Annotated in this window: 15 protein-coding genes; 9 read left to right on the top strand and 6 right to left on the bottom strand. The window is 56.4% G+C overall.

The window, feature by feature from the left end:
• Positions 1–31: 31 nt before the first annotated feature.
• Positions 32–262, bottom strand: a complete 231-nt coding sequence (locus RRY12_09080; GenBank protein MEG2184818.1) for a FeoA family protein — start codon at positions 260–262, stop codon at positions 32–34.
• Between the two features lie 222 nt (positions 263–484).
• Here RRY12_09080 and RRY12_09075 point away from each other — a divergent pair, with 222 nt between their 5' ends.
• Positions 485–1,507 carry a BMP family ABC transporter substrate-binding protein gene (locus RRY12_09075; GenBank protein ID MEG2184817.1) on the top strand — a complete coding sequence of 341 codons (1,023 nt, stop codon included), beginning with the start codon at positions 485–487 and terminating at the stop codon, positions 1,505–1,507.
• 2 nt (positions 1,508–1,509) lie between these two features.
• On the opposite strand, the gene RRY12_09070 is transcribed toward RRY12_09075, so the two are convergent.
• Entirely contained in the window at positions 1,510–2,358 is an 849-nt protein-coding gene (locus tag RRY12_09070; protein ID MEG2184816.1) for a transporter substrate-binding domain-containing protein, read from the bottom strand.
• 501 nt (positions 2,359–2,859) lie between these two features.
• Here RRY12_09070 and RRY12_09065 point away from each other — a divergent pair.
• The 3 genes from RRY12_09065 to RRY12_09055 all read left to right on the top strand — a co-directional run bounded on the left by RRY12_09065 (position 2,860) and on the right by RRY12_09055 (position 6,309).
• Positions 2,860–4,254: a YfcC family protein gene (locus tag RRY12_09065; GenBank protein ID MEG2184815.1), complete on the top strand. Its 1,395-nt coding sequence runs from the start codon at positions 2,860–2,862 to the stop codon at positions 4,252–4,254.
• Positions 4,255–4,266: 12 nt separating this feature from the next.
• Positions 4,267–5,451 (top strand): M20 family metallopeptidase, encoded by a 1,185-nt coding sequence (locus RRY12_09060; GenBank protein ID MEG2184814.1) that lies wholly within the window; start codon positions 4,267–4,269, stop codon positions 5,449–5,451.
• Positions 5,452–5,763: 312 nt separating this feature from the next.
• Positions 5,764–6,309 (top strand): XRE family transcriptional regulator, encoded by a 546-nt coding sequence (locus RRY12_09055; GenBank protein MEG2184813.1) that lies wholly within the window; start codon positions 5,764–5,766, stop codon positions 6,307–6,309.
• Between the two features lie 22 nt (positions 6,310–6,331).
• Here RRY12_09055 and RRY12_09050 read toward each other — a convergent pair whose 3' ends face one another.
• Together RRY12_09050 and RRY12_09045 are read right to left on the bottom strand one after the other, a co-directional pair.
• A complete protein-coding gene (locus RRY12_09050; protein ID MEG2184812.1) occupies positions 6,332–6,970 on the bottom strand; it encodes a hypothetical protein in 639 nt (212 codons plus the stop codon).
• A 179-nt stretch (positions 6,971–7,149) separates the two neighbouring features.
• Positions 7,150–10,137, bottom strand: a complete 2,988-nt coding sequence (locus RRY12_09045; GenBank protein MEG2184811.1) for an EAL domain-containing protein — start codon at positions 10,135–10,137, stop codon at positions 7,150–7,152.
• Between the two features lie 319 nt (positions 10,138–10,456).
• Between RRY12_09045 and RRY12_09040 the strand changes: the two genes are divergently transcribed.
• The 4 genes from RRY12_09040 (at position 10,457) to RRY12_09025 (ending at position 17,169) form a co-directional block, all read left to right on the top strand.
• Positions 10,457–12,172: a GGDEF domain-containing protein gene (locus tag RRY12_09040; GenBank protein MEG2184810.1), complete on the top strand. Its 1,716-nt coding sequence runs from the start codon at positions 10,457–10,459 to the stop codon at positions 12,170–12,172.
• An 81-nt stretch (positions 12,173–12,253) separates the two neighbouring features.
• Positions 12,254–13,243, top strand: a complete 990-nt coding sequence (locus RRY12_09035) for an RICIN domain-containing protein (protein ID MEG2184809.1) — start codon at positions 12,254–12,256, stop codon at positions 13,241–13,243.
• A gap of 239 nt (positions 13,244–13,482) precedes the next feature.
• Positions 13,483–14,187 (top strand): FCD domain-containing protein, encoded by a 705-nt coding sequence (locus RRY12_09030; GenBank protein MEG2184808.1) that lies wholly within the window; start codon positions 13,483–13,485, stop codon positions 14,185–14,187.
• Positions 14,188–14,490: 303 nt separating this feature from the next.
• Complete coding sequence (locus RRY12_09025) at positions 14,491–17,169, top strand: calcium-translocating P-type ATPase, PMCA-type (GenBank protein MEG2184807.1); 2,679 nt, start codon at positions 14,491–14,493, stop codon at positions 17,167–17,169.
• A 66-nt stretch (positions 17,170–17,235) separates the two neighbouring features.
• Here RRY12_09025 and RRY12_09020 read toward each other — a convergent pair whose 3' ends face one another.
• Positions 17,236–18,612 carry a hypothetical protein gene (locus RRY12_09020; GenBank protein ID MEG2184806.1) on the bottom strand — a complete coding sequence of 459 codons (1,377 nt, stop codon included), beginning with the start codon at positions 18,610–18,612 and terminating at the stop codon, positions 17,236–17,238.
• Positions 18,613–18,664: 52 nt separating this feature from the next.
• The gene (locus RRY12_09015) at positions 18,665–19,954 is read right to left on the bottom strand and encodes an FAD-dependent oxidoreductase (GenBank protein ID MEG2184805.1); all 1,290 of its coding nucleotides are present in this window, start codon (positions 19,952–19,954) and stop codon (positions 18,665–18,667) included.
• 234 nt (positions 19,955–20,188) lie between these two features.
• Here RRY12_09015 and RRY12_09010 point away from each other — a divergent pair.
• Positions 20,189–20,716 (top strand): thiamine pyrophosphate-binding protein (locus RRY12_09010; GenBank protein MEG2184804.1); only part of this gene is annotated, 528 nt, incomplete at its 3' end.

The following is a 20,716-nucleotide window of genomic DNA, read 5'->3' as shown; positions in this document are numbered from 1 at the left end:
AGAACCTTCTTCCGCGCGCAGGCGCGGCCTTCTATTGATTTTCGTCGTCTTCTAATTCTATCTGTTCCGCTATGCCGTGCGAAACCGCAAAATTGCGTCCGTCGAGCATTACCGTGACCGGGCCTCCGAAGGGCATACAGGATATTTTTTCTATCTCCTTGCCGTTTCTCAGCCCGAGCGCCTCAAGGCGCTGTTCGGCCTCGCCTTCGGGGAGCTTTGTGATAATCGCGCGGCTTCCGCTTTTCATCTCAATAAGGTTCATCTATGCTCAACTCCAAATGTCGTTAACTTATGCTAACTTATGACGAGACCATAATAATACGGAAGCGAAGCTATTGTCAAGGCGACAGTTGGGCAACGCAAACGGCCCCCGCGCTGTGAACGCGCGTTTTGCTGGCCGCAGAGGGGCGTCATAGGCTATAATATGCCATATAGTTTTACGCGCCGTCACATTTGATATTTGGTAAAGAAAGGACGTCAATAGATGAAAAAAAGTCTGTTTGTTCTCTTCATCGCGCTTATAGTTTTTGCGGCACGCGGAGCGGAGGCCGCGCCAAAGAAGGTGACGCTTTTGCTTGAAGGCTCCGACACAAGCGTGCCCACCAGCTACAACAGGCTGCTTTCCGACGGGCTGCGGAACGCGCAGGTGCGTTTTGGCCCGAAAAAGCTCTCCGTCTCCGCGCTGAACGCGTTAAGTGACGCGGATATGCTGCGTCCCTACATGCTTCGCGCGGCCTCTTCCGATTTTGTCATCATAGCCTCCGCAGCCTATCTGAAATATTTCCCTGAGGCGCGCGCGGCAAACCCCTCCGCGCGTTTTGTGGCGCTTGACGCGGAGACCGCCGCCTTCGATGGACTGCAAAAGGTGCTTTTCCGCGAGGAGGAGGGCGGCTTTCTGGGAGGCGCACTTGCCGCTCTTATGACGACGGAGACGAAGAGCGCTAGGATAAACCCGGACAAGACGATAGGCATGATCATGGGCGAAAAGACTCCGGCTATGGACCGCTTCAAAAAGGGCTATATCCAGGGCGCGCGTTACATCGACCCCAATGTGCAGGTGCTCTGCGAATATACCGGCGACTTCGGCGACCCGGCAAAGGGTGCCGCCGCCGCGCACAGGCTGAGGCAGAAGGGTGTGGACGTCATATTCTGCGCGGCTGGAGCCGCCTCCATAGGCGCCATTGAATCGGCGGAGAAGGGCGGCTACTGGGCCATCGGCGTCGATACGCAGATGGAGGGCAAATATCCGGAGGCTGTGCTGGCAAGCGTTGTGAAACTGAGCGGACACGTAGCCTATGGAATAGTTGAACATTTTATACGCGGCACGCTGCCGGAAAATGATTTCTCCGTCGGCATGGCGGAGGACTGCATCGACATTTCGACATGGAGCCGCGAATCAAGGCTAAACGTCCCCGATGACGTGAAGGCGAAGCTTGACGAGATAGAGGAGAAGCTCACGAAAAAACTGCTGGTGATGAAAGAGGTAAACTACCCCGACCCGAAGTAGGCCTATTTTTTTCTGCGCGCCAGACAGCAGGCGGCGGCGCAGGCGCCAAGCGCCATAAGAGCGCAGATAGGATACTGCCATCTGTAAACGTAATCAAGGAGGCCGTGTTCTTCCACGCCGCATTCGCGCGGCGCCGCCGCCTGTTGTGCCACGCGTTTTGCGTCAAGCGCGGCGATTGCTTTGTTCATTATTGAGATGAAGGTGGCGGAGTCCCATTCGTCTACGCCCTTCTGAGGCACGTAATAGTGCAGCACGCCGATCGCCACGGGATATTCCACGGGAGAGAGCACGGAAAGTTCCATGTTCGCAAAGCGCGGCTTTGCGATGAAAGATTGCGCGCGCCAGCGGTTGATGGCGACGTAATCCACGTCGTCCAGCTCCGCGGCGCAGAAAGCCTGATCCGCCTTCGTGTAGGTTTTGACGACGAAGTTAGGGTAGGTGACGCGGAGCTTTTTTTCGAGGCACGGCATTCCCGCCTTTACCGCGACGCGCATCTTTTTCTGCGGGTCGTAGGCCGTGTTTTTTCTGCACATAAAGACGTATTCGTTGTTGAAATAGGGCCTGCTCAGCAGCAGATTGTTTTCCGGGCAGCTCTTTCTGTCAAACGGCACGCCTGTTACTACCCTGATGTGGTTGTTTTCAAGCCATGTAAGGTTTGCCGCGCCGGGCGGGCATGGCCTGTAGGCGAAGCGCAGGCCGCTTATCTTTGATAGGTCGTCGAAAATGTCGCGCGTGACGCCGGCAAATGTCGCCTCGTCGGTTATATAGGAGACGGGCGCCTGGTCGACCCTGTAGCCGATGGTGATGACGCGCCCCTCATTGATGAATTTTCTCTCTGTTGCGGAAAACACCGGAGCTGCCGCGCGCGCCCGCTTATTTTTTTCAAGAGCGGCGCACGAAGAGGAGCCATAAAACAACAGCCCGTTTATTTGCGGCGCGCACAGCAAAACTGCCGATATAAACAGGGCCACGCATCTCTTAGCATAAGGTCTCACTTCCGCTATCATCTCCCTCTCTAATAGTACACACTGGATTCAATTAACTTATCCGTAGTTTTGCCGCTGTATAAGCGCGAAAAAAAGTTCGAAAAAGGGCCGCTTATTGGGGGTTGACGAAAAGGCCGCATCGGCTATAGACTATCTCTCAGACGAAAGGGGCGCTTGCGCGTTTTTTTCGGCTCATAAAACTGAATAGCGACTGCCTTGACAGTTGACTCGCGCGTCCAGCGCGGGGATATAATCTGTAAGATCCAGCCAAACTAACGCCTTCGGGCGAATGGTTTTGGCTGGATTTTTTTATTGCGGGGCGGCCGCCGTGTCATATCATTTTTGGAAAACAGGAGAGATTTGTTGATGAAAGCTTTGAAAAATCTTAGGATACCGCACACCTATGTGATGCTCTTTTACATCGTGGCAGCCGCCTGCCTTCTTACGTGGGTCATCCCGGCGGGGCAGTATCAGTACCATGAGGTGGACGTCAACGGAACGCTCCGCAAGCTCGTCGTGCCCGGCTCCTTCCAGTATCTTGCGCAGTCGAGTCCGGCGGGCCTGCTTGACTTTTTCAGCTCCTTCCAGCGCGGCATCATCGAGGTGGCTGACCTTGTGGCGCTCATCTTCATCGTAAACGCCGCATTCGCCATCGTCATCAAGACCGGCTCCTTTGAGAAGATGCTGGGCACTCTGCTCCGCAAGCTCGAAGGGCGCGAGAACGTCATCGTCGTCCTCTTTTATCTGATCTTCGCTCTGGGCGCGAGCCTCTTTGGGATGTGGAACGACTTCAACGGCATGATACCGATAATGGTCGGCGTGGGCATAGCGATGGGGTATGACGCGATGTTCGGCTTCGCCATCATACAGCTTGGCATCGGCGTAGGCTTTGCCGCGGCCCTCACAAATCCGTACACGATAGTTATAGCGCAGTCTATTGCCGGCATCCCGCTTTATTCGGGCTTTGGCGTACGCGCCGCCATCTTTGTTTCCTTCTCCGCGGTGGCGCTCTGGTGGATATTCCGTTACGGCGGCAAAATAAAGCGGGACAGGTCGCTTTCGCTCATCTCGCCGGAGGATTCGCTCTTTGTCTACGACCGCGAGGAGCTGAAACGGCTTTCAATGGGTCCGCGCGAGTACGCCGCCTTTGGCGTCATCTTCGGCGTCATGGCCGTCATCTTCTGGGGCTGCCTCTTCCGCGGCTGGGGCAACATTGAGCTTACGGCGCTCTTTTTGATGATGGGCATCGTAGTCGCTCTCATCTTCGGATGGAACGCGGATAAAATAGCGGAGGAGCTGCTTGCCGGCGCGCGCGCTATCGTCTTTGGCGCGCTCATCGTAGGCGTAGCGCGCGCCATCTTAGTGGTAATGCGCGACGGCCAGATAATAGACACAATAATAAACTGCATGGCGGGCATGATACAGGGGGCGCCTCCAATCTTGGCGGCGGAGGGGATGCTCTTCATCCAGGCGCTGATAAACTTCATCATTCCCTCAGGAAGCGGGCAGGCGGCGGCGATAGTTCCCATCATGGCGCCGCTTGGAGACGTGGCCGGGCTTTCGCGCGAGGTGACGGTGCTCGCCTTCCAGCTTGGCGACGGCTTCTCAAACCTTCTGTGGCCCACCTCCGGCATAGCTACCGGCTGCGGCATAGCTGGCATCCCGCTTTCAAAATGGTGGAAATTTTTTCTGAAGCTCTTTGGCATCATGTGGGTGATGATGATGCTATTTATGGCCGGCGCGGTCATATTTGGTTTTTAGGAGGTCTTTTTGATGAATAACAGCGATTTGACGAAGCTTATAGATAAATTTTTGCCCGAGGTCATCTCCTTCAGGCGCAGGATGCACGAAGAGCCTGACCTTTCGGGGCGCGAACAGCCCACCTGTGCGAGAATTGCCGAAATGCTAGATGCGCGCGGCATAGGATACGAACGGCTGCTGGACGGGACGGCACTCAGCGTTCGGATAGGGCGCGGAGCTGCGCGCGCCGTAGCCATTCGCGCCGACATCGACGCTCTGCCTGTATCAGAGGCTACCGGCCTTTCTTTTGCGTCGCGCAGGCCCGGCGTCATGCACGCCTGCGGGCACGACATACACGCCGCCTGCGCGCTTGGCGCGGCGTTTGCTCTGAAGGAGATGGAGCGCGACCTTGAAGGCGGCGTCACGATATTGTTTCAGCCGGCGGAGGAGACGACGGGCGGCGCGGAGCGCATGATACGTGCGGGCGTGCTTGAGTTTCCGCGCGTGACGCACGTCATCGGGCTGCACGTCGACCCGTCGCTTGAGGCTGGACGCGCCTCCTTTATGTACGGCAAGATGCACGCCGCCTCCGACGAATTTACGATAGTCTTCACAGGGCGCGGCTGTCACGGCGCCCATCCCGACGAAGGCTGCGACGCTATAGCCGCGGCCGCGCTCTTTGTGACGGCGGTGCAGAACGTAGTCAGCCGCGCGCTTTCTCCGCTTGAACCGGGCGTAGTCACGATAGGCTCGATACACGGCGGCACGAAGGGGAACATAATAGCGGACAGCGTCGAAGTGACCGGCATTATGCGCTCGCTTGACGAAAAAACAAGAAAACTGCTCCGCCGCCGTGTAGAGGAGACCGCCGTACACACGGCCGCCTCGCTTGGCGCGCGCGCCGGATTTATCCTGCGCCCCAGCTACACGGCGCTTATAAACGACGACGATACCGTATCTTTGCTCGTTAGCGCAGCAAGAGGCGCCATAGGAGACGAAAAGGTCGTCATAAAAAAGAAGCCCACTATGGGCACGGAAGATTTTGCTTATTTCGCCGCGGCGCGCCCCTCGTGCTTTTACGAGCTCGGCTGCGGCTTTTCGGAGAGGGATGAAAATCCACCGCTCCACAGCGCGGGTTTTGAGGCGGATGAAAAATGTATAAAGACCGGCATCCTGCTTCAGACTTCGGGGGCGCTCGCGCTGCTTAAAAACAACTGATCCCCTCCGCCTGACGGAGAGGACGAGACGGAGGCGGCGCGTCACGCATTACGCCGCCTCGACCCGGCCAAAAAGATTTCTTTTCCAAACACCAGCATATCAAAACGATAAAAACGCACCTAAGCCGAGCCTCCGGCGCTCGCCGCCGTTTTCGCGCGTACCGAACGTTTGCACGATTTATTGATAACCTATTTAATTATTTGAAGAGAATTGATATAATATGAAAAATCATATCAATGCCAGCAACTGACGCAACGTCTTTATAACCGATCTGTTTGTCTTTTTGAGCTTCCCTGACGAGAGGGTGGTAAAATGAAATTTTCAGAGACATTGAGGAACTATCGCAAGGAAAGAGGCTGGACGCTCGAATTTCTTGCCGGCGCTACAAAAATCTCCATCGCGCAGCTCTCAAAACTTGAAACGGGAAAGTCATCCCCGAGCCTTGAAAGCCTGCGCAGGCTGGCCGCGGCCTACGACGTGCCAATGACTGCGCTCACCCACGCGGATGAGGTGGAGCCGATATCCCCGGTAAGACGCGGCGACGGCTTCGTCATGCGCACCGGGCTGTCGGAGAGCGCCACCATCCGCTATCTTACAATAAAGCGCAGCGCGAAGATGCAGCCCGCCGTCATCAACATCCCGGCCGGAGGCTTTGCCGTCATGCCGAAGGCAGCGCGCCCCTGCGACGAATTTTTCTACGTCATGCGCGGCGCCGTCCTTTTTCATTACGGCGAAACATCGTGCCAGATGAACAGCGGAGACTTTATATATTACGACGGCTTCGTCGTCCACAAATGGGAGAACAACGGCGAGGCCGAGGCCGAGATCATAGTAAGCAGCGATCCTCCGATAATGTGACCGTGCGCGGCCACGGCCGCGGTCACTGCGGTTGCGTGTAGGGAGCCTGCGCGGTCTGACGTATCTGAAACTGGGACGTGCCTACGATGACGGTGACGTTAGACTGCGTCTGGTCTATTATGTATAGGATTTTCAGCCCCTGCGTGAAGCCGGAAACGCCGAGGCGGCTTTGTCCGCCGTTTGTCACGGCTTCAGTCTGCATCGTCTGCTGACGCCAGTAAGATTCCAGCGAGCTGATTGCGGCTTCAACGCCTGAATCCGTCACAAGCTGCGCCGCCTGCTGCGCCTCTTTTTGGGCCATCGTCTGCGCCGCCGCGTTTATCTCCGCCAGCACCGTTTGGTAGTTTTCAGTCGACGCGGGTGCGGGCGTTCCAAGAAGCCTGTCAAGCTCGCCTAGCAGCAGCCCCGCTCCTACGCCGTCCTGCACGCCGTTGTAATAATTGTAGTAGGGCGACGGCCCCCACCATCCGGCGGAGGGGCCGCCCCAGCCCATGCCCCAGCCGGGCCCAGGCCCCCACGAGCCGCCTGCGCTCCACCACGACGGGCCCCATCCGCCGCCGTAAAAGCCAAAGCCTGCACAGGCCGGCGCGGCGCAGGTCAGCAAAAGCGCCGCGGCAAAAGCCGCACTCTTTTTATTCAGTATCGTTACGAACCTTTTCATAAGCCTCACTCCGCTCAAATCACGCTTTATTTCCATGATTTTAACGACAAGGCGCTCTTTTTGATAACGTTCCTTTGCTTATTGAAGGGCGGGGAAAATACGCACGGCAATATTTGTCCGCGCACGCGCGGGACGAAGCGTGCAGGATTTGTGCGCGGGCCCTTTTTGCGCGGCCGTTTTTATAAACCGGCGCCAGTTTTTTGGTCTGTGATGTCGCTGAAGACGGCCTGCAATATTTCGCCCGTTTCGGACCAGCGCGTCTTTTTCAAAGTGGTGTGCACCCAGCGCACTTCGCCTTTTCGCGTTACTATGCGGTGGTCGAAGTCGGCGGTTTCGTCCATCGAGGCTGCGCGGGCGATGCTTTTTTGAACGAGCGGCATGTCTTCGGGATGGGTGTTTTTCACCCTTGAGCCGCTGAGGAGGTCGTTTGCGTATTCGGCCTCGTCTGTGTAGCCGAATATGCGCCATGCGGCTTCGTTGTAGCCCACGAGGTCGAAGCCTTTTTCGTTTATTTCATACTGCATGACGCCGAAGGGCGCTGAATCGTAGAGGGTCTGTATAAGAGCGCGCTGTTTTTCAAGCATACGGGCCTGTGCCGCCTTTAATTCGTCGCTGCGCACCTGTTCGTCGATGTCAAGCACGACGACGCTCGCCATGCGTCTGCGGCCCGGCGATTTTATGAGGTTTGCGGTCGCCTGCACCCAGATCCAGCCGCCGCCCTTTATCGCGTGGCGATATTTGACCGCGACCGTGCGGTTCTTTTGATGGAAGAGCGCGTCGATGGCAGAGGCCACCGCCTCTTTGTCGTCGGGATAGACCGCGGCGAACGGAGAGACCGAGTACAGCCCGCATATTTCGGCCTTCGTGAAGCCGAACATCGAAGCCGCGTTCTCGTTTGAGTAGGTGAAACGCAGTTTTTCGTCGAAGGTCAAGATGCCGCCCGGTATGTTGTTTATTAAGCCCGCCATCTGCGCTGAGAGGTTTGTGTTTTCGGTCTCAAGCTTCTTGCGCTTCGTAATGTTTTCTATTGAGATGTAATAGATGTAGTTTTGGTCGCTCTGCGCAAGCTGCCTCGCGCGAACGAAGGTCCAGATGTCCGCGCCGCCCTCTATCGGGGTGCTGTGCACCTCGCATGAGGCCTCTTCGCCGCTTTCCGCCGCCGCCTTCAGCATGTGCACGAAGTGTATGCGGCTTTCTGGGTAGAAACGGTCGATGATGTTGGCCTGCTGTGCGAGGTATTCGGTGCGGGTGGCTCCGATCGTCTCCAGGAATTTGTCGTTTATGCGCATCGCTTCAACGCGCCCGTGAGAATATTCAATGATGGCCGCACCGCCTACGAAGCTGTTGAAAAGAAGCGCCGTCTGCGCCGAGATGTCCAGAAACTCCTCCGCGCGCTGTACCTTCGCGTCCTTGTAGCGTTCGGAGAGCGGCGACTGTTTCGGGTTGTATATCTGCGGCTCAAACTCGGCCACCGGCATCGGACGCGCGAAATAATAGCCCTGCATACAGGTGCAGCCGATGCTTTTTAGATAGTCCGCCTGCTCGTGCGTCTCTATACCCTCCGCTATGATGGGAAGGCGCAGCCAGTGCGCCATGCGCACCACGGAACTCAAGATGCTCCCGCCGCGCGCCGAGTTGCCGCGGCTTAAGAATTTCATGTCGAGCTTCAGGATGTCCACGGGGACGTCCTTTAAGGTGTTCAGCGACGAATAGCCGCTGCCGAAATCGTCCATTTCGACGGTGAAGCTGTGGGCGCGAAGTTTTTCGACGACGTTTATAAGTTGGTCGGGGTTTTCCATGTAGGCCGACTCAGTTATTTCAAGGTGCAGATAGCGGGGCTCGATGGAATATTTTTCCGCAAGCGACGTTATTATGTCGCAGAGCCTTGGATTATAGACGTCCACGCGCGAGATGTTGACCGAAAGGGAGGGCGGGTCGATGCCGGCGTCAAGCCATTTGCGAAGCAGGCGGCAGGCCTCCTCCCAGACATATTCGTCAAGCTGTATGATGAGGCCGTTGCGTTCGAGCACCGGAATGAACTTCATCGGAGGGATAAGCCCCTTGCGCGGGTGGTTCCAGCGCACGAGAGCTTCAGCTCCTATGAGCCTGTCTCTGTCGTAGTCGTACTGCGGCTGGAGATAGATGACGAACTGCCTCTGCTCGAAGGCGATGGTAAGCTCGTTTATCATCTCCTGCTCCTCGAGGAGCATTGAGCGCATTGATTCCTCATAATAGGCGTAGCGGCAATTGAAGCTCTTTTTAGTCGTACGCAGCGCAAGGTGCGCCCTGTCGCACATGATGCTGACGTCCACGCTCTTGTCTTTTATTGCGTAGATGCCGATGCGGAAGATAAATTCAAAATCTATGTGTTCTTTTGCGACGTTAGAACGAAGCCACAAGGACATCGCATCAGGGTCGAAATCCTCGGCCCTGACGCAGGCGACGAAGTGGTCTGCGTCCCAGTGCCCGATTATGGAGCCTTTCAGATGGTTGGCCGAAAGCATCGCGCCGAAATCCGCAAGGAAGCGGTCTCCCATCTTTGTTCCGTAAATGTCGTTGAAAACTTTAAAATGATCTACGTCCCAGCGAGCTATGACGTAGTCGTGGGAAGGGTCGAAACTCAGCAGCTCCTCAGTGTGGCGCAGGAAGGCCGCGCGCGTGTAAAGCCCGGTCAGTTCGTCCGTCTCGGAGCGTTTCATGAAGGTGCGCTGCTGGTTGATGTGCTGCTCGTAAAGCCTGTTTTTTTCGCGCAGCGCCGCCGCCTCGCGCCGATCCATTATATTGCGGATACGCCGCTCTATGAGGCGCAGTTTGAAAGGTTTTGCCACAAGGTCGGCCGCGCCCAAATCAAGCACCTTTATCTGGCTCTCCTCGCTGTCGCTGCCCGTTATCACCACCACGGGGATGTCCCGCAACTTTTCGTCCGCCTGCAAGCGTTCAAGCACGGCGCATCCGTCAAGCTTCGGCATGACGAGATCCAAAATCACAAGCGCCGTATCAGGCTCGCGCGCGAGCTTTTCTATCGCCTGCGCGCCGTCGTCCGCCTCGTTCACCGTATAGTCGCGGCACAAAAGATCCGCCAAAATCTTACGATCAACGACGGAATCGTCGGCTATCAGTATTTTTTTCTTTGCCGGCTCACAGTCGGCCTGCCTTAAATCATCCATCGCTGTCAAATCTTAGCTCCTTCAACGATTCGCTTTCGTATGCAGAGCAAACTTAGCAACTTCCAAACTATAAAAAACCACCCTTATTATACCTATTATATGTAAAAAAAGAAGATAAAACTACCGGTTTAATACTTGACAAAAGGGTGTATAAATCCAAAAAACGCATGGAGGCTTGCGCGTCACGAAGCACCTTTTATGCAACAAATTGCGTAAAATAATCCATAATTACTAATAAAAATCTAAAAGTACCCATAAAACTTTACTTTATTGTGATATAGACTATAATGAACTCATTAAAAACAAACGGGTGATATTCATGAGCGCAAAAGAAAATAATTCCATAGCACGCGGCGCCGCAGAAACAACAGCATCAAAGCGGCCCGCCGCAATGCGCCGCAACTACAAGGCGCTCCTTTCTGTCGCCCTTAAAAACACAGATATAACCATCATCGAGTTCAACATAAAAGAAAGCATCATCCTGCGCGCGGACGGCGCCTACACCGTCTTTCCAGCAGATGACGTCCCTGAAAGCTTCATCCGCTGCGGCATAATAGCGCAGGAATCGGCGGACGAGGCGCGCCGCATCACCGACTGCGCGCGCCGCGGCGATTATTCCGCGGAGGGCGAGCTGCTCATAAAAAAAGCAAATGGAAAGATGGCGTGGCATTCGGTCAAATGCGTCGCAAAGGGCAAAGCCGCGGGGACGGTCTACTTCGTCCTGACGGACATAACGGAGCGGCGCGCGCTCGAAGAACGCCACAAAAGCCAGCTCGCCTACTTTGAAGAACTTTTTGGAGCGTCGGACGCCTTCTGCCTTGAATTCAACATCACAAAGGGCGTCGTGCTCCGCGAATCGCTCAAAGGAACGCTCGCCGCGTTGCCCGTCCGCACCGGCTACGACGAATACCTCGCTCACTTCGCAACCCATGTGCCCGACGAATGGGAGCGCGAACGCCTGCTTGACGGCTTCTCGCGAGGCACGCTCGTAAACGCGCACCGCTTCGGCATCTCCGAGTTTGAGCAGCAGTACCGTCACAGGCATGAGACGAAGGGGCTCATCTGGGTAAACACGCGCGTGAAACTGCTGCCCGACCCGATCACAGGTGACCTCATGGGCTTTTCCGTCACCCACAACATAGACGACAGCAAAATATCGTCGCAGATGCTCTCCGTCGTCGCCCACGAGTATGACTACCTGGCCTACGTGGACGCTAAAAACGACACCTACAAAATATTCTGCTCAGAAGAAAACGAACCGTTCGCGCCGCCCGCGCACGGCGAAAGCTACAGCTCCACCCTCGCGGCCTACAACCAAGAGGCTGTAGCGCCGGAAGATTATCAGCGCGTCATGCAGATGATGAGCATGGAAAACGTCATCCCGCGCCTTGAAGAAAGCGGCCGCTACAGCCTGATAGCCACAGTCATGGAGGACGGCGCGCCGCGCACCAAACGCATCTCCTTCGCCTACCTGGACCGCGCCGATAAAATCGTGCTCATCAGCCGCATCGACATCACCGACTCATACAGACAGTTTGAAGAAAACCGCAGGCTCCGCCACGCCTCGCGCACCGACCCGCTCACCGGCCTCTACAACCGCGAAGGCATCCTTCACGCCATAGAGCGTTTCAAATGTATAGACGGAGTGAAATGGCTCTTCTTCATCGACCTGGACAACTTCAAAAATGTAAACGACGCGCTCGGCCACCTCGAAGGCGACGACGCGCTGCGCACCGCGGCCGCCGCCCTGCGTGACGCGGCCGGCCCAAAAAGGCAGCTTGCGCGCCTTGGCGGAGACGAATTTGTCGTAGTGGCCCACGGCTCTTCCGACGAAGAGATACGCGCGCTCGCCGAACAGATCCGCGCGGCGCTCGCCCTCACCTTTGAAAACGGCGAAAGCCGCGTCTCCATCTCAGCAAGCGTAGGCGTCACCTCCTTCTTCGCCGACGAAGAGCCGGACGCCGTCTTAAAACGAGCCGACGAAGCGCTCTATCGCGCAAAGCACGAAGGAAAAGACAGAGTCTGCCTGAGCTAGCGCGGCGCGTTGCCCCCGGCGCTCCCTTTATGTTATGATGCCCCCTGTAAGAATGTAAAAGCATTTTTAGGGGGAGATACGGTGAAGATAAACAAACTATTTCTTATGACGCTTCTTGCCGCGGCCATCGCCGTCTGCGCGGGAAACGCGCGCGCGGAGGCCGCCATTTCCGGCCGGTACATGATACGGCAGGCCCAAAGCAGCCTTGTGATGACTGGCGCGTGGCTGCCGAACAAAACCTACGGCCAGGGCAGCCCTGTCATAATCTTTCAGAACGAAAACAACAAAAACTGGCGCTACTGGCGCATAGAGCCGCTTGCCGGCGGAGAATACCGCGTCATGTGGCGCGACACAAACCTTGCGCTCGACCTTGCCGGCGGCCGAAGGGCAAACGGCGTCGAAATCCTGCTATGGCCGTGGCACGGCCGTGCAAACCAGCGCTGGCGCATACAGAACGGCCCGCACGGCGCAGTCTTCATCAACGTCCAGACCGGCCTCGCGCTCGACCTTGACGGCGACCGGCGCACCCTGCGCAACAGATACCAGGGATATGAGCCAAACAACTCGCGCGCACAGGGCTTCACGCTCGTGCGCCTTGGCGGCTCCTCATCCTACCGGCCAGCGCCCGACCCCTACGCGGCCCCGTCATACGCCGCGCCGGCGCCGTCAGCCCCCGTCGTCTTTTCCGGCACAAAAAAGACCTTCAGCGGCGTGCGTGTGCGCCTGACTCTGCCCGCCGGCTGGAGATACCAGGAGACGCCAGCCACAAAGACGGAGGCTGCGTCGCTTGAACTTTACGCGCCGCGCGACGAATCGGCCATCACAATAATGACGGGCTTCGACACCGACGAACGCGCCTCGCAGACCGCATCAGAAATGTCGCGCGAGATAGGCGGCACAAAGCCCAAAAAAATCAACGAAAACAGTTGGGCCTTCGAAACGACGACAAGCGGTGTGAAAACCTTGGTAATAGTGACGGAAGACCGCAGCACGCGCAGCCTCATGATCCTCTCCGTAACCAACGACAACGACCAGACCGCCCAGGTGATAAATTCGCTGGAAGGGTTCTAGGGCCCTAACGCGTTATTTACGGGCGCACAGGCTTGCGTTACGCCCTGTGCCGCGCCGTCCATTATGTGGCGTAACTGGTTTTTAATGGGTAAACGCAAAGCTGGCTGCAACGCTGGCTTTGCGTTTTTTATTTATGCGTCTGTTTGCAACGTAAGGCTTGCATTATACGGAGCTTTTAGGTATCCTTAAATCATTAATGATGATTCAAGCGCATCTAAAACAGACCGGAGGGGTCCCGCATGTTTCAGTCTCGTGACGATATGATATACAACATACTTTTGTTCCTGAAAGAATCCGACGAACCCGCGGGCGCCGGCTCCATCCAGCGCTATCTGGAGACCAAGGGCTTTGCGAAGGCCGAGGCCACAGTCGGGCGCATACTGCGCGACATGGACTGCGCGGGATATACGGAAAAGCGCAGTAATCAGGGACGCGCCATCGCGCCTAAGGGCGAGGAAAAATTTAGCGAGCTTGAACAGGCGCGCTGGCACGACAAATGGACGGAAGGCTTTCTTGACGTTGTGGACGCGACAAACAAAAACTATCTGCTCGACCTGCTCGCGGCGCGCCTGCCAGTAGAGACGGCCGTCGCGCGCCTTGCGGCGCTGCACGCCACGCAGAAAGAGGTCGACGCTCTTTGCAAAATAGTACGCGAACAGGAAAAGCAGGCTAAAAACGGCGCGCCGGTCTCCGCGCTCGACACGGAATTTCACAGGACGCTCGCCGCGGCGAGCCACAATCAGATACTTGAGGCGATAGTGGAACTTCTGCGCAAAAAAGAGGAATACTCAAAGGCCTTTGAAAAAATACGCCGCAACGCGGGCCACCTGTACAACAGCGAGCACAGAAAAATCTACGAGGCGATAGAGGCGCGCGACCCGGAGCTTGCCGAGCTGACGATGAAAAGACACCTTTCAAACCTGATAGACGCGCTCTCAAAATAGGGTGAAAACAGGCCGCGCGCGTTTTTGCGCAAGTGGCGGAGGCGCCGCCTATTGACAAAAAATATTTGTGATGTTAATTTAGTCAGACAATTTAAAACACCCTTGAGGGAGTAGTGGCGCGTTTGACGCGTGGCAAGTCAACATCTTGGCTTTAGGCAGTAAAAAGTCTGGCTTGTCTTAAATAACGAGACTCATGTATTGCTCTGCGTAGAGCTGCATGGAGTCTTTTTTTATGACCCTGTTTCGGCTCGCGGAGCTTGATGCAGGGTCATTTTTTTATTGTAAGACAAAAAAGGATGTGTGATGAAGATGCGGTTTGGAAAAGATGAGGAAACGGCGCGCGCGGCATTTCAGGAAAGCGCGGAACAGACGCTGGCGCGTCTTGGCGTGGAGGCGGCGGTGGGGCTTTCCGCAGACGCGGTGAAGGCGAGCCGGAAGCGCTTTGGAAAAAACAGCTTTACAAAACAGAAGCCGGTCTCGACGTTTAGCCGGCTGCTAGCCTCAGCGCGCGAGCCGATGATCATGATGCTTATTTTGGCGGCGCTTATCACGATAGGCGTCAACGTGGCGCGCGGCATGACCGGACGTGAGACCGTTTTTATCGAATGCGCCGGGATAATCGCGGCAATAGCGCTTTCTTCCGTCATCACGGTCGTCATGGAGGGGCGCAGCGCGAAGGCCTTTGAGGCGCTTTCAAGAATGGGAGACGAGACGAAGGTGCGCGTCGTGCGCTGCGGGCTGCCGCAGCTTATCCCGCAGTGCGACGTAGTGGTGGGCGACATTTTGAACGTCGAGACGGGAAACAAATTCCCCGCGGACGCAAGGCTCCTCACAGCTTCGGCGCTGATGGCGGACGAATCCGCGCTCACTGGGGAAAGCTCTCCCGCGCGCAAGGAGGCGGAGGCGGTATACGGCGACTGCGATACGCCGCTTGCGGAGCGCGCTAATATGATCTATTCCGGCTGCTTTGCGACGGCGGGCGCGGGTACGGCTGTGGTGACGGGCGTAGGCGACGGCACGGAGTTTGGAAAGATAGCGGGGGAGCTTGCCTCGTCTGAGAAATCGAGCACGCCGCTTCAGGAAAAAATGGCGCGCATGGGTAAAAAAATAGCGTTTGCCGCAACGGGCGCCGCGGCCGCCGTCTTTTTTATCCAGCTCGCCTCGTTCATCGCGCGTGGCGCCGCCTCGCTTGAAACGGTCTCCGAAGCCTTCATCACCAGCATCGTGCTCATCGTGGCGGCCGTCCCGGAAGGGCTGCCCACCATCGTCGCCGTCTCGCTTGCGATAAATGTCATCAAAATGTCGAAGCACAACGCGCTCGTCAAAAAAATGGCCGCCTGTGAGACGATAGGCGGCGTGAACGTTATATGCTCCGATAAGACGGGCACTCTTACGGAAAACCGCATGACCGTGAAAGAGCTGGTAGCAAACGGCGCGCGGCTTGCGCCAAAAGATTTGGCGGACGAGGCGCTTATTGGCAACTTCTGCCTGAACAGCACCGCTGAGGTGCGCAATGACTGCGGCGGCTCCTTCATAGGCAACCCCACGGAGTGCGCTCTGCTTGCGGCCGTGCACGCAGCGGGCCGCGATTACCGCGCCGTCCGCGAAAAGAGCGAGATAGTCCACGTTTTTCCCTTCTCGTCTGAGACGAAAAATATGACGACCATAGCCGCGGACGGCGCGTCGCTTGTCGCCTACAGCAAGGGCAGCCCAGAAAAAATACTCTCCGCCTGCGCAATGAGCGCGGAGGAAAGGCGGAGGGCTGAAGGTGAGATAGCCGAGTTTCAGGCGCGTGCGCGCCGCGTCATCGCCTTCGCGCACCGCGCCGTAGCTCCCTGCGCGGACTATGACGCGGCGCGTTCGACAATCGAAAGCGGCATGACTTTTGACGGATTTGCCGCCATCGCGGACCCGCTGCGCGCCGAGGTCTTTTCCGCCGTAGAGCGGTGCCGCGGCGCCGGCATTGAGATCAAGATGCTCACGGGGGACAACCTCGTAACAGCCTCCGCCATCGCGGACGAGCTGGGGATTCTTGACGACGGACATCTTGCCGTGGAGGCGCGCGAACTGGAACGCCTCTCCGACGAAGAGCTTGCGCTCAGACTTCCGTCCATTCGCGTAATAGCGCGCAGTACGCCCGCAATAAAGATGCGCGTCGTAAAAACGCTGAAGGCGCTTGGCAGCGTCGTCGCAGTCACGGGAGACGGCATAAACGACGCGCCCGCCATAAAGAACGCCGACGTGGGTATAGCGATGGGCATCTCCGGTACAGAGGTCTCAAAGGAGGCAAGCGACATCGTGCTGCTTGACGACTCATTTGCCACCATCGTTCAGGCTGTGCAGTGGGGGCGCGGCATATACAGGAACTTTCAGCGCTTCATACAGTTCCAGCTGACGGTCAACCTCTCGTCGGTGCTTGTCATACTCATCTCGATCATGGCCGGGTTTTCAGCGCCCTTCACGGCGCTTCAAATACTTTGGGTAAATATCATAATGGACGGGCCGCCAGCATTGACGCTGGGACTGGAGCCGATACGCGGCGACCTGATGGACCAGCCTCCGATAAAAAGAAGCGACGGCATAGTTTCAAAAGGCATGATGTGCAGCATCGTCATAAACGGGCTCTATATCACGGCGATATTCATGGCCCAGCACTGGACGAACTTCATAGGCGGCGCGAAAGAACAGCTTCCGACTCTGCTTTTCACACTCTTTGTCGTCTGCCAGCTCTTCAACGCCTTCAACAGCCGTGCGCTTGCAAACGTCAGCGTCTTTCGCAACTTCGCGAGCAACAAATTGATGATAGGCGTCTTTTCGCTCACCTTCGCGCTTCAGGCGCTGATAACGCAGTACGGCGGAGGCCTCTTCGACACAGTTCCGCTCTCGTTCGCGATATGGGGCAAGATAGTGCTGCTTGGCTTTTCCGTGGTGCTGCTCTCCGAATGCGTGAAGCTCGCGCGGCGCGCTTTCTCTAAAATATAAAGCAAATAAAAAACGTCCTCCGAGCCGTGCCGCGCGGAGGACGTTTTCTATGAAAAATTGTGACAGCTACATAAGGAAGATTGCAAGCGCCGTAGAGACGACAAGCCCGCAGCATACAGGGAAAAAGTTTCTTCTTGCAAGCTCCGTTGGATTCACTCCCGAGATGCCCGCGGTCGCGGCAAGCCCGAAGGCCCACGGCACGAGGCACCCGCCGCCCGTCCATATAGAGCCCATCTGCCCGACTGCGGCTATGTAGGCGACGTTGAGGCCAAGAGGCCCGCCTATCGCCTGCGCGAGGCTTCCCGTAAGCGGCAGCCCTGTGAAGCCGGAGCCTTCGATGCCCGCTATCATGCCGACGATGAGATTACCGAAGGCGACGGGAACGCGGCCCATCGGAAGATGGAAGGCAAGCCATTGGCCTACGTCAAAGAGCGCCTTTGGCGCGCCGCTGCCTAAAATGTCCGTCACGGAGTTCGCGCCGAGGAAGAAAAAGGCGGCGATGGGGATGACGGGCGCGAAAATTTTTATCCCAAACAAAAAGCCCTCTTTAAGAAAGCCGACCATATCGTCAAAACTCTTTCTCCTGTCGTTGACGATAGTCCCAATAGTAAGCAGCATGAGCGCGGTGCCGCCGATGAGAGCGGTCGCGTCCCCGCCCTTTATGTCATAGCGGATCATACACCCGATTATCGCGGCGAAAACCAGCGGCACGCCCACCGCGAAATAGATGGCGCAGGGTTTATATTCCGCGTGGTGCTCGGCAGTCTCTTCATATTTTTCCCACTCCGCGGAGCCTTTGAAAGTTTTCAGCTCCCTGCGCAGCATCACCCACGCGACGAAGCCGGCAACGATGCCCGTCGTCACGGAAAGCAAGGCAACCTTAAAAAACAGGTCGTCCACCGTCACGTTTGCCGCAGTCGATGAGAGCTTAAGCGCCCCCTGAATGACTAAATCGCCCGAAAGCCCCATGCCGTGGCCGAAAATGTTCACAGCGACGGCGGCCGCCATCGGAGTAAGCCCCGCCCTTATGCAGACCGGGATGAGCAGCGTTCCGACAAGCGCGGTAGCCGGCGTCGGCCAGAAAAGCGACGCGGAAATGTACGCGATGATGCCCAGGAATATATAGGCCTGATTCGGCCCTGTGATTATCTTTTTAAAGGGCAGGAATATCAGGTAGTCCGCCCCCATCCTGTTCAGCACGCGGAGCATCGCCACCATCAGCGAAATCACCAGCATAATCCCAAAGAGGTCGGTGCCGGCCACCATAAGCGCCGTAAAAAGCACCTGAATGGCGGCGATGACGGAGCCTTTATAAACGACGCCTATCAAAAACGTGCCGATGACGCAGGCGATTACAATGTCCTTGCGGCAGAGCATTAGCGTGATGCAGATCAAAACGACGGCTACATAAATATAGTGGATTATTGTAAGGTCTGGAACCAACTAAAAACGCCTCCTTCAAATAGGGAACGTGCAAATGCCGAGCGCGGGCGAGCTATTTTATTTTTTTGGCGAAGATGTCGGTCATGCCGGCCTTTGCCACCTTTTCTTCTATTGAGGAGAGATCGCAGTCGTAGAGGCCGAGCTCCTTCATGCGCTCAAAATAAACGGAGCCGGAGAAGGTGTATTTCGTGCCGCGCTTTGCGTCGTCCTTCATCTCGTCAACGACGTGATTGACGAAATCGCCCACGGCAAGCGCGCTTGGCAGCTCAAGAAGAGCCTCGCCCGCCGCCAGACGCACCGCGTTGTTGCCGGCAAGTGTGCCCGTCACTACCGCCTCAGTGTGTCCCACCATCGCGCCGCCCTTTTCGCCGGCGCAGAAGATGTTGTCCACCTCTCCCTGCGCCTGTAAGGTGCGGCTGCAATTTGCGAACTGGAAATAACGCATCGAATTGCCCTTGCCGCCGCCGATGGGGTCCTCAAAGCGCGCGTTCTCAAAGCCCGGCACCATGCGCAGTTTTTCCAGAGGGAAGAAAGGCGTCATAAGCTTTGCGGGGCCGGTGTCGAGCAGAATTATGTTCTCCGCGAAAGCCTTCGTCGCGTACTGCTGGCAGGCCTTCATTCCAAGCTTTTCGCTCATGTTCGCAGCAGCCGGGATAGGCACAACGCAGACGCCCTTTTCATTAAGCTCCTTCACTATCTCTGCTCCAAGCGATTCCTTAAAGAGCTTGCACGAGCCGCTCATCGCGCCAAGCGAACCGTCCTTCTTGCGCCCGTTCCATTCCTCAATGCCCGCAAGCGTGCAGATGGAGACGCGCGGCGCGAAGGTGTGGCAGCGCAGGATGCACATTGCGCAGCCGTTGCCGTATTTCACGCAGTTGGCGGGATTGGCCGACGTGCCCGTTGCGTCCACAAAGGCGTCGCCCTCATAAACGGCGCCGTCGCGCGTCGTAACGGAGGCCACTTTGCCGTCCTTCTTTTCAATCTTCATAACGGAGGCGTTTGTCGCCACCTCCACGCCCATATCCTGCAAATATTTTTTTACGGCCGGCTCTATCGTATAGACGTTATAAAGGCTTGCGTGCGCGTGGCCGGGGAACTCGATGTTTTTATGGCCGGAGTTTTCGTCCATGACGTGAAAAAGGTCGCCTCCGCCCATCGCTTCCATCTCTTGAGCCGCGGTGTATCTGCCGTTGTTGCGGAAGATGCCTCCCACCAGTCCGGTGCCAAGCAGCATATCCGCGCGTTCAAGGAGCACGGCATCAGCTCCCGCCTTTACCGCAGCTATTGCTGCGGCGCAGCCTCCCCAGCCGCCTCCCGCTACAACGATTTTGATCTTTTTCATAACAGATGCCTCCTTATGATTTTGATAATTTCAGACGCTCGTCCGTTGTTCCATTCATCAATGAAGAGTAGTAAGTGATGCTCATTATAAAAGCTGTCGCGTATCATGTCAATATTTTTTATTTAAAGCGGCGGCTATTGACTGAAATGCAAAAATTAGCTATGCTTATGCGAGATTAATCAATCATTTATGATGAACTATATTAGGCTCGTACTTTTTAGGAGGATATTAATTATGAAAGCGAACAAGGCTCTGCTGGAAATGCTTAAATTATACGAAGTGACCGACGTCTTCGGACTGCCGGGCGAAACGACGCTCTCGCTCTACGACGCGTGGGAGGATTATCCCGAGATAAACTACCATCTGACGCGCGATGAACGAAACTCAGTCTTCATGGCCGACGCCTACGCGAGATCCTCCGGCAAAGTCGGCGTCTGTGAAGGTCCGAGCGTCGGCGCGACGCACATGGTGCCCGGCGTCGTCGAAGCATTTCAGTCCTGCGTCCCTATGCTGGTCATAACGACGGACATAGACCTTGCTACAGGCCCGAAAAACATGCTCACCGGCTTCGACCAGACGGCGCTCTTCAAAAGCATAACAAAAGACTCGTTTACAATAAACAAGGCCTCGGAAATCCCTTTTCTGATCCGCCGCGCCTTTCGTCTGGCATCATCCGGACGTCCCGGCCCCGTACACATCCGCGTGCCGATGGACACGCTTGAAGGCGAAGTGCCCGACGCTGAGATATTCGCTCAGCCGCGC

This window comes from Cloacibacillus sp. (genome assembly GCA_036655895.1).
In the GTDB taxonomy this organism is placed as follows: Bacteria; Synergistota; Synergistia; order Synergistales; family Synergistaceae; genus JAVVPF01.
Note: the sequence above shows the minus strand (reverse complement) of the source record. Positions and strands in the feature narration are given on the sequence as shown.